This window comes from Dolichospermum sp. LEGE 00246 (assembly GCF_015207865.1).
Lineage (GTDB): Bacteria > Cyanobacteriota > Cyanobacteriia > Cyanobacteriales > Nostocaceae > Dolichospermum > Dolichospermum heterosporum.
In genome coordinates, this window is the sequence record NZ_JADEWA010000188.1 from 1 (window position 1) to 9,599 (window position 9,599).

The 9,599-nt window shown below is 38.5% G+C and carries 7 protein-coding genes; 2 read left to right on the forward strand and 5 right to left on the reverse strand.

Annotated elements, in window-relative coordinates; translation table 11 throughout:
* The first annotated feature begins 196 nt into the window (after positions 1-196).
* Positions 197-691, forward strand: a complete 495-nt coding sequence (locus IQ228_RS13660; protein WP_027401976.1) for a hypothetical protein — start codon at positions 197-199, stop codon at positions 689-691.
* A gap of 58 nt (positions 692-749) precedes the next feature.
* Positions 750-1,523 carry an ion transporter gene (locus tag IQ228_RS13665; protein ID WP_027401977.1) on the forward strand — a complete coding sequence of 258 codons (774 nt, stop codon included), beginning with the start codon at positions 750-752 and terminating at the stop codon, positions 1,521-1,523.
* A 212-nt stretch (positions 1,524-1,735) separates the two neighbouring features.
* On the opposite strand, the gene IQ228_RS13670 is transcribed toward IQ228_RS13665, so the two are convergent.
* From IQ228_RS13670 to IQ228_RS13690, 5 genes are all read right to left on the reverse strand, one after another.
* A complete protein-coding gene (locus tag IQ228_RS13670; RefSeq protein ID WP_027401978.1) occupies positions 1,736-2,332 on the reverse strand; it encodes a Uma2 family endonuclease in 597 nt (198 codons plus the stop codon).
* A 134-nt stretch (positions 2,333-2,466) separates the two neighbouring features.
* On the reverse strand, positions 2,467-4,656 hold the full coding sequence (locus IQ228_RS13675; RefSeq protein ID WP_193963154.1) for a transglycosylase SLT domain-containing protein: 2,190 nt from the start codon (positions 4,654-4,656) through the stop codon (positions 2,467-2,469).
* Between the two features lie 683 nt (positions 4,657-5,339).
* Positions 5,340-6,854: a C-3',4' desaturase CrtD gene (crtD, locus tag IQ228_RS13680; RefSeq protein WP_193963156.1), complete on the reverse strand. Its 1,515-nt coding sequence runs from the start codon at positions 6,852-6,854 to the stop codon at positions 5,340-5,342.
* Positions 6,855-7,156: 302 nt separating this feature from the next.
* Positions 7,157-8,362 (reverse strand): DUF4336 domain-containing protein, encoded by a 1,206-nt coding sequence (locus IQ228_RS13685; RefSeq protein ID WP_193963158.1) that lies wholly within the window; start codon positions 8,360-8,362, stop codon positions 7,157-7,159.
* Between the two features lie 147 nt (positions 8,363-8,509).
* Positions 8,510-9,385, reverse strand: coding sequence for a hypothetical protein (locus IQ228_RS13690; RefSeq protein ID WP_193963160.1), 876 nt, complete (start codon positions 9,383-9,385; stop codon positions 8,510-8,512).
* Positions 9,386-9,599 lie beyond the last annotated feature (214 nt).

The following is a 9,599-nucleotide window of genomic DNA, read 5'->3' on the forward strand; positions in this document are numbered from 1 at the left end:
TGTGTATAAGAGACAGCCCCTAGCCCCTCCCCGCTCTTCGAGAGGGGAACTGGATTTTCAATAGATTCTTTCTCGTTCTAGAAAACTCGCTTGGGTAATAAATATTTGGTACATCATCAGGGACTTTTAAAACACCCTCTGTCAGTAAGCCTCTTGCCTAAGTTATATTAAATTCAGAGTATGTCAGGAGTAGCTAATGAAACGTTTTCAATGTTGGCTTGGGATCATGGGAATCGGCACAGTTGTGAGTTTAGTGGTAAACTCTCAACCAGCACAGGCACAAGTAGCTTATGGCAGTTATGTTGGTATTGGTCCGACTGTGGGGTTGACAGATGGTACTCAATTGGGCGGAGTCCTGGCTTTTCGCTACAAATTACTAGAAACACCCATTTCTTTCCGCACACAAGCTTTAATTGGTAGGGGAACAGCAGTAGTTCCGACTGTTTCCTATGACATCCCCCTCAACTGGCAAACTGATGCTTATTTAGGTGCTGGTTTAGCCTTAACTAGTGGTGATACGCCTTCCCCTGTTGGTAATAAAATTAGCTTTGCTCTGCAACCGGGAATTGACTATGTTATTCCTAATAGTAATACTGTGATTTTTGGTAATGCTATTATTGCCTTTGATGCCTACCGAAATACTGGTGGTACAGCTTTATCTTTACAAGGTGGAGTTGGGTTAAAATTTTAATTCTTAATTGGTAAAAATTTTGTAACCTTTTGATTTTTAATGTTGAATTTTGGAAAAGATGGTGCTAAACCGAGAGAAAATAGATTTTTACTTAACAGACATAGAAACTCCTATAGGTAAGGTAATTAGTGTAACTATTGCTCTGTTAGTTTTAGTATCATCAGGAATTTTCGTGGCGGAAACTTATGATCTTTCTCAAGAGGCTCGCTGGGAGTTAAGAGTATTAGATAATTGTGTATTAATAATTTTTGCTGGAGAATATTTACTGCGCTTATGGAGTACAAAAGATAGAATTAAATATATTCTGAGTCTTTATGCAATTATTGATTTAATCTCAATTTTGCCATCTTGTATAGGATTAGTAAATACTAGTTTTATCCGGCTATTACGTTGGTTTAGAATCTTGCGTTTGCTGAGATTTATTGATAAAAAGTTTCTAATTGGTAGTATTAGTAATCAAGATAGTGTAATTTTTGCGAGAATATTATTTACTTTATTTGCGATAGTTTTTGTTTTTTCTGGGTTAATTTATCAAGTTGAACATCCAGTTAATCCCCAGAATTTTGATACTTTTTTAGATGCTTTTTATTTCTCAGTTGTGACAATGACAACCGTGGGATTTGGTGATGTGATACCAATTTCTGAGTTAGGGCGCTTACTAACGGTATTGATGATTTTAACAGGCGTGGCTCTGATTCCTTGGCAGATTGGTGACTTAATTAGACGATTGGTAAAAACGGCAAATCAAGTGGAAACTGTTTGTCAAGGGTGCGGTTTAGCTTTTCATGATGCAGATGCCGAGTTTTGTAAAAGGTGCGGTAAACAATTGTAGTAGCTAAGTAGTGAGACAGAATTAATTACACAATGTCATTGCGTAAGCATTGCGTGGCGTTAGCCATATGGAACGAAGTGAAATCAAGCAATTCTAAGGGTTGTGATTGCTTCCCTTCGCTCGCAATGACTGTAAATATTTTTGTCCAATTACTTATTAGAACTACGTGGGGGTAACATCACAGTCAGTAGGGGCGCAGGGTCTGCGCCCAGTCAGGGTTTGGGCGAATTTTCTACAGCAGGGGATTCAAAATTCACGTCTTCATAGACATCTTCTATAGGACAGTGAAAATCTACACTGGCTAAATGCACATTTTCTCCCTGTCCATAACTATAAAATACCCATTGTCCCTCGGAATTACGACGGAAAATTTCTACATTTCTTCGCGTTTGACTTACTAATACATATTCTTGAAGTGATTCTAAGTGGCGATAATCAGCAAATTTATCACCTCTGTCAAATGCTTCTGTGGTGGGAGATAGGACTTCGATAATTAAACAGGGATAACGCAAAAAGTTATGAAAGGCTTTATCTTTTTGGTCACAACTGACTATGACATCGGGATAGTAATAAGTATTAATTGATTCAATGTGTGCTTTAGTATCGGCAATGTAGGCTTGACATCCACTACCACGTAGATGGTTTCTCAGCATTGAAGCAATATTGAGCGTAATAACTACATGAGTATTACTAGCCCCTGCCATTGCGTAAACGTCTCCGTCTCTGTATTCATGCTTGATAGGGCTGGTTTCTTCCCCTTGGAGATATTCTGTGGGGGAAAGATAGTTATAGCTGGGGGTTGCAATCATAGAAGATTACCTAATCTGATTTGTATTTTATCTAAGTTTCTCGTTATCTAGTTTAGGCTAAAAAATAAATTTGACATCGGATTGAATATTATTAAATTGATTAAGGGCGCAGTCCCTGCGCCCCTACGGGTTCATTAATTTGCTGGTAATTGTGGGTGTGTTGCTGAATATTTGCTGACTATGGCAGACACTTCTGGGTTATAAAGTCTGAGATAATTCCAGTAGTTGCCAAAAACTTGGCGGACGTAATTTCTTGTTTCGTCAAAAGGAATTTCTTCGACAAATTCATCGGGATCTTGTTTGGGTATGGTTTGTAGCCATTTGGCGACGTTGCCGGGTCCGGCATTATAACTAGCGATCGCTAACATGGAATTATTGCCATACTGTTGATGAGTATGATCTAAATACCAAGTCCCCAACATAATATTATCGTTAGGATTTTCTAGGTTGAGTTTTTTGAAATCTAACCCGATTTGTGGGGCTATCCATGCCCCTGTACTGGGCATAACTTGCATTAAACCTGTTGCACCGACGGGGGATTTAATTTTGGATTGAAAGCGGGATTCTTGCCGCATTAAAGCTGTAACTAAGAGAGGATTAAGTTGACGGGAAGTAGACCATTTTTCAATTTCTTGAAAATAAGGAAAAGGATAACGGGCTTGCCAGTAGATGGGTTGTTGACTTAAAGCTGTATATTCGGCTTTTTCAGTGGGGGTTTCTCGGTCTTCCAATTTAGCGATTTTGTCAATACCAATGAGATATTCACCCTTAGTTAATCTCATCAACCCTTCGGTAAACTGTTCAGCAACACTAGGCTGTTTTTTATTTTTAAATTCTGTTTCCCATTGCCACCAAGCATCACGATCTTGTCCTAGTAAATACAATTCATGGAAAGTCTGAGAACCGGCTGGAGGAACAGGACGTTGGGGGGGAATAATTGCCGGATTCATCACGCGCAAAGTATTAAAATTCCCCACATTTAAACCCAAAATACTGGCAGAACGCCAGGCATAATAAGATTGAGGAAATTCACTAATTACAGATTTATAAGCAGTAATAGCTTCCTGTTGTTTGCCTAGTATTGTTGCCCATTTGCCCACCCAAAATCCGGCTCTAGGAGCTAAAATATTAGTTTTGTTATTAATAGTAATTGGTTGCGCCCATTGCCATGCTCCTAAATAATCATTGTTTTTGGCTTTAGTTTGGGCGATTTTCCAGCGAAATTCTGCGGCTTCATCGGTGCTGCTATATTTACCTAGCAATAATTTCTCTGTCGTATTAGCTGATTTATTATCTTTGAGAGATTCTAAAAGTTTGGCTTTTTTAACTAATGCTGGAGGTGCTTGATCGGGAAATTTACTAATTATTTGGTCAAGGTAGATAATGGCATCTTTACCTTTAGCAATATCGGCTAGTCTTAATAGGGCTATTGCTGTTTCTTTGGCGGTGGGAAATTTTTGTAGTAGTTGTTTATAAACTGCAATGGCTTGATCTTGTTCTTTATTTAATTGTAATCCTCTGGCGATACGGTAGAGGCTGGTGGCTGTTTTTGGGGCTTGAATGTAAGCATTTTTAGCTTTGGTAAATTCATTGTTATCCCAATAGACTGAACCGATGAGTTCCCAATCTGTGGGTTTGAGTTGTGGCTGTTTTACCAATTGATCTAATACGCCCACAATTCCCGGCTCGTCTGCGGCGTATTGAGCCAAGATTAATTGTAATTTGGGTTGATTGGGGTTATCTTTTAAACGTTTGCGGATAATTTCCCAGGTGAGGGGATGGGAGGGAAATTGAGCGATCGCTTGATCTGATAATTTTGGTTGGGCGATCGCATATATAGCCTTGACTACGGCTGCTTCTTTGCCATATTCTTTTACCACCTTGCGGCGCAAATCGGAAGCTTGCTTATCTGCACCTAAAATATCATGAGCCTGGGCTTGTTTAAGTAAAATATAAGGTGCTAATACAGGATAATCTTTTTCCAGTCCTGTCAATAGACTCAGGGCTTTTTTGCCTTGGGAAGTTTCTACATAATCACAAGAGAGCAGATAACGGGCGCGTTCCCGATCTGGGGAACTGCCTTTTTCAGCAATTTCCGTGAGTTTTGTTAATCTTTCTGGTACAGATTGAGACAATAGCGAAAAGACAACTGACTTAACTTTTGCAGCCTCAGATAGTTTTTCCGGCTTACGCTGACCCAAGTTCAACCATTGACTGACGGTTTTGCTGGCTTGGGGGGCTGATACCATTGCCCCGGCTAAAAAGGCACATAGTCCAGCACCAGCAAGTAGATAAATTTGTGTTTTCTGTAGTTTTTTCAACATTGATACTCGCTGTTTGCCTAGCGTCTCACGGAGAAAGTTGACGATTAGATGAATATTTTGGCAACTTTATCATTAGGGTAACACCCCTCACCAAGTTTTACGCCTATGATGCAAGACTTTCCGCCAGTTTATACAAATGTAATCTCTCTTTAATTTTGTGGTGACAGATTGTAGGGGCGGAGAGATCCCGCCCTCATTGGTGTCAACTTAACGTAAAACCCATAGCCCGCCTGGGAATGATAGCGTAGCGTGGCGTTAGCCATATTCCCAGTCTTATAGCAAAAGTCATCTGAAGATGACTAAAAATCCCCAGTTTAAGTAATTGGACAAAAATATTTACAGTCATTGCGAGCGAAGGGAAGCAATCACAACCCTGGCGATTGCTTGATTTCACTTCGTTACATATGGCTAACGCCACACAATGCTTACGCAATGACATTGTGTAATTAATTCTGTCTCACTACTTACTTTAGCCCTGTTCTGTCAGATTTGGAAAATACAATACCTGAAAGGTTTACGGGGCTTTGGTTTTGACGTTTTATGCAACAATTTTATTTTTTGATACATAAAAAACCGCCAAACCTTGATGAAATAAGAGTTACAAAAGATGGATTCGATTATTGTTTTCCGAGAGTGACAAAACAGGGCTAAGTTGACACCAATGCCCGCCCTCAATTGTATTGCTAATTTTGAGCTTGAATTTGCCTAACTACCGTTAAAGCTGAATAACTAACGCCCGCAGTCCCTTCTCCAGGATGAGTAGAATCACCAACCAACCACAAATTACGAATAGGTGTTCGATTAGCAAAACCAAAAGGTCCAAAGGTGGGAATTCTTTGACCAATACCACCAACAATACCTGATTCTCTACCTGTATAATGAGCGAAGGTACGAGGTGTGGCAGCTTCTACATGAATAATAGTTTCTGGTTTCAAATAGAAATATTCAGAAAGTTTGGATATGGCATCTTGAGTAAATTTTTGTTTTAACTCTTCATAATTTTGAGTTTCCCACCAGGGGATAAAATCAACAAAGGAAGAAGCGATAATTGTGGCTTTTCCTAATGGTGCGCGACCATCTCCTTCATGACTCACAGATACAAATAGAGAATTATTTTCTCCAACAGGTTTATTTACATCATATAAAAATTGTAAATGCGGTGGACAATTAGGAGGAATTGCACTTTTATCTACACCCAAATAAATCACATAAGCACCGGAAGCAGGTGGGAGTTTTTCGACCCTTTGTTTATATCCAGAAGGGGCATTTTCTCCTAATAATTGAACCAAGTTTTGAACGGTGACGTTAGCAACTATATGATCTGCTGATTCTGTCCAAGTTTTCCCGGTTTTCTGATTTTTAATGATGACGGCGTTGGCTTGGTTATGGACAACTTGGATTTTTTCAACATTGTGACGCATTAATAGCTTACCACCATCTCGTTCTAAAGATTCTACCAAGCGATCGCTCAAAACTTGCATACTCCCTTGCAGATGAAATAACCCTTGGGGTAATTGGGATACACTCAAAGCTGTAGCTGCATAAAGTAAAGCTGTTTCTTCCGCACTAACTTGAGAATATAATTTCAGTTGTAAATCTAAAAATGTCCGCAGTCTTTGGTCATTTCCTAACCCACATAATCGTAAAGCATCCCCCACAGTGAATAAAGTAAAAGGTGCAGTAATAAATGTCCTCGGACGGACAGCTTTAATTAATTGTCCTAAGTCCCATAAATTCCGGGGTGGTAAAACCGGATCACGTCCTTGAAATTCCCAACTAGCATTAAATAAAGTGGTTAATAATTGCCAAAAAGGTTCACTTCCGGGAAACTGTTTTTGACGTTCTGCTTGCCATTTTTGAGAATCACGCCAAACATTAATGGGTGTAGATTCTCCCGGAAGAAATACAGCACAAGCTGGGTCGCAAGGTGTCGCAGCGGGTAATTCTATATTTAATTCTGAGAAAATGCGGTGATGAATTCCCCCAGGTTCTAAACCCGCTACTTGGGTCGCACCAACATCAAAAGTAAATCCTTGACGTTTGAAGGTGGAAGCGCAACCACCAGGAACAATTGCTTGGTCAAGAATTAAGACATTATAACCTCTATGTGCTAATAATGCTCCGGCTGTAAGTCCACCTATACCCGCACCAATGACGATAACGCGGGATTGATTTTTTGGATCAGTAAGATTTGACATTGATGATTAACTTCAATTTCAGAGGAATTAATGAGATATGATCTAATCAAATAATCATCATTATTAACATCTAATATATCAGATTTATTTACGATACGGTGTCAGTTTGTATATATTTGATGGTGTCTGTAATTAACATTTTATCTGAAGCTGCACAGAATAACAATCATTTGTATTTATCTGCGTCTATCTGCGTTTATCTGCGTTGAATTATCATTGAAAATTTATTCCATGCAGCCTTATCTTAATTTGGTATTATAACCTTGATGACCTTGAAAATACATAGGTACAAATCCATAATCCTATAGCTTTTCCCTCGCAGGTGGGACAATACCCAACTTGTTTAACCCTGAATCAATATTTCTCAATAACTTAAAATCATCCTCCGGTAAAGGATAATTACTACTAAATAAACTACATTTTTCCAAAAACGTAAATGCTTGCCGAAATTGCTGCGGTTCTGCCTTAATTGGAGCATCAAAATGACAGGGAATAATCCATTGAAAATCCCAACTAGCAACTTTATCAGCCCAATTTATAGTTTCCTGGGGGGCGCGATTGAGAATCAAACTTTGTAAAATTGGGGCAACAAATATTCGCCCATTTCCTTGCAGAATATTAAATGACTCTTGCCAATTTTCTTGCCATTGGAAGGGGAAAAACCCAAAATAGGCTTTGCGCGAACGTTCTGGTGCTTTTTGAGCATCACCCCATGCTTCACTCCATGTAGGTACTTCTAACACACTAGGGCTGAAATACAAGGAAAATAATGTGATTCGCTGCCACCCTTTGCTGCGATTTGCTGAGGTATCGGCAACCATGTCAAAAGCTTTATCCTTGGCGTGGTACAGTAGGGGGTAGGGGTCAAGTTGAACAATTGCTGGTGGCTCTGCTGGTACTGAAACTATGGTATCTGTAAGTAAGAGAGTGTGCGATCGCTTATGGAAAAAAGCCACCTCTGCAAACTTACCCAAACCCAAATCAATCGGTCCGAGGGTTGCATAATCAAAATCCTCAACAAAAGGAGCTTCCTGGCTATTTTCGGGCAGTATATGAGTCCGTTTACTAGGTAAACCCAACCAACTTAAAGGCAAATTCAAGGGAAAACTCCATTGTCCGGGAGCAACAAAAACCTGTGCAGTGGGAAAGCGTCGCGCAAATGGACCAACAAAAACCTTATGTTCTATTCCCGATATCGTGGGCAAAATAATATACTTAATTTCACCGTATTTTGTCATCAACTCATTCAGCAACCGAACACATTCTCCCGTTGGTGCGACAGGTGCATAAACCAGCAAACCGCCTTTTTCCAGCTTAACTACAGTCATGCGAATTGGCACAACTACATAGAAAATTCCCTGTAATTGATCAAAAGTCCAGATAGTATCTTTAACAACTTCTTTGCGAATAGTGCGCCGTTGACCATAAGGATAAATTGGCACAACAGGCCAAAACCGCCACGAAAAATCCTGGGGATGAATTTGTTCTATTTCTGCACTTTCAACCACTTTGCGAACCTCCCCTAATACCTGCTGCTGAGATTTTTGTTTGCTTTTCCAAATTAGGAGTTTAGCAAATTATGGGGGTGATAAACATAAAATCCCTAACTTCTTAGAGAAATTGGGTTTCTACACTTTTATATTTTCATATTAATTTCATATTCCAGCTTGAGTTAATACCTCACTCAAATCAGCAACTAAATCTAAATTTTCTGCCCATTCTGTTAAATAACCATAATCCAAAGTTTCTGCTTGTAACTTAATTATCCCCAAAGCATCACGCCATTGTTTTTCTGATTTACTTCCCTTTCCCCAGCGCAGTTTTTGTAAAATAGTATCTTCTGCTGAAGCTATCCAAAAAGCAGGAATTCCATCTAAATCAACTAATATTCTTCGCTGCATTTGAGATATTGCAAAAGGTAAATTGTCAGTAATATAAATATCAGCATTAGCAATAGTTTCTGTATGGGTAATATTCAAAATATTTCCCAAACCTCTTTGCAAATCTTCTACCGCACCTACTGGACAATAATATCCAAATGCTTCTAAAGTTTTTAGCAGTAAATCTATTTGATTTGGTTTAACTTCTATCACCAAATCTAAATCACGAGTAGAACGTGGTTCTCCATGAATAGAACTAGCAACACCTCGATTAACATAGTAATCAATATTAATTGATTCAAAAATTTGATGCAATTCTCCCGCTAAAGAAATTGAATCTTGAACCCACATATTTTCATTAATACCTTTTGGTTGAAAATCAGGAGTAAATTTTTCTCCTAATACAGCACGAGTAAATAGATCACGAATTTCCTGTATAGTTAAATTTCGATGTCGATATTTAATTCCTACAAGACATAGTTTTTTAACTCCTCGTTCATGGCTAATAAATCTTTCTATGCGTTGTTTTAATGATAGTTGTCGCCATTTTTGAAAGAAATAAATATCAGCTTCTATATCTGTGTCTTGGCTTTGAGGTTGATAATTATGTTTGGGAATTATTGGGAAAAACAAGTTTGATTTTTCTAGCATTGCTAATTTTATAGTATTCTTGAATATTGACTATTTAACCTGTAACTTACATTATACTCAAAATATCACGTTTTTCTGATGTAGTCCTTATGTGCGTGTGATTGATGCTTGAAAAGTTAAATTATTAAATTTTATTGAGAGAATGGTTTAAAAAATACAAAAGAAAATTAATACAAGCTACAGAACCTTTCTTCATATTTGCTAAATCAAAAGA

Excerpts from the sequence above, each read along its gene's own strand:
- IQ228_RS13660 (WP_027401976.1), top strand. The coding sequence starts at position 197 with ATGAAACGTTTTCAATGTTGGCTTGGGATCATGGGAATCGGCACAGTT.
- IQ228_RS13665 (WP_027401977.1), top strand. The coding sequence starts at position 750 with ATGGTGCTAAACCGAGAGAAAATAGATTTTTACTTAACAGACATAGAA.
- IQ228_RS13670 (WP_027401978.1), bottom strand. The coding sequence starts at position 2,332 with ATGATTGCAACCCCCAGCTATAACTATCTTTCCCCCACAGAATATCTC.
- IQ228_RS13675 (WP_193963154.1), bottom strand. The coding sequence starts at position 4,656 with ATGTTGAAAAAACTACAGAAAACACAAATTTATCTACTTGCTGGTGCT.
- crtD (WP_193963156.1), bottom strand. The coding sequence starts at position 6,854 with ATGTCAAATCTTACTGATCCAAAAAATCAATCCCGCGTTATCGTCATT.
- IQ228_RS13690 (WP_193963160.1), bottom strand. The coding sequence starts at position 9,385 with ATGCTAGAAAAATCAAACTTGTTTTTCCCAATAATTCCCAAACATAAT.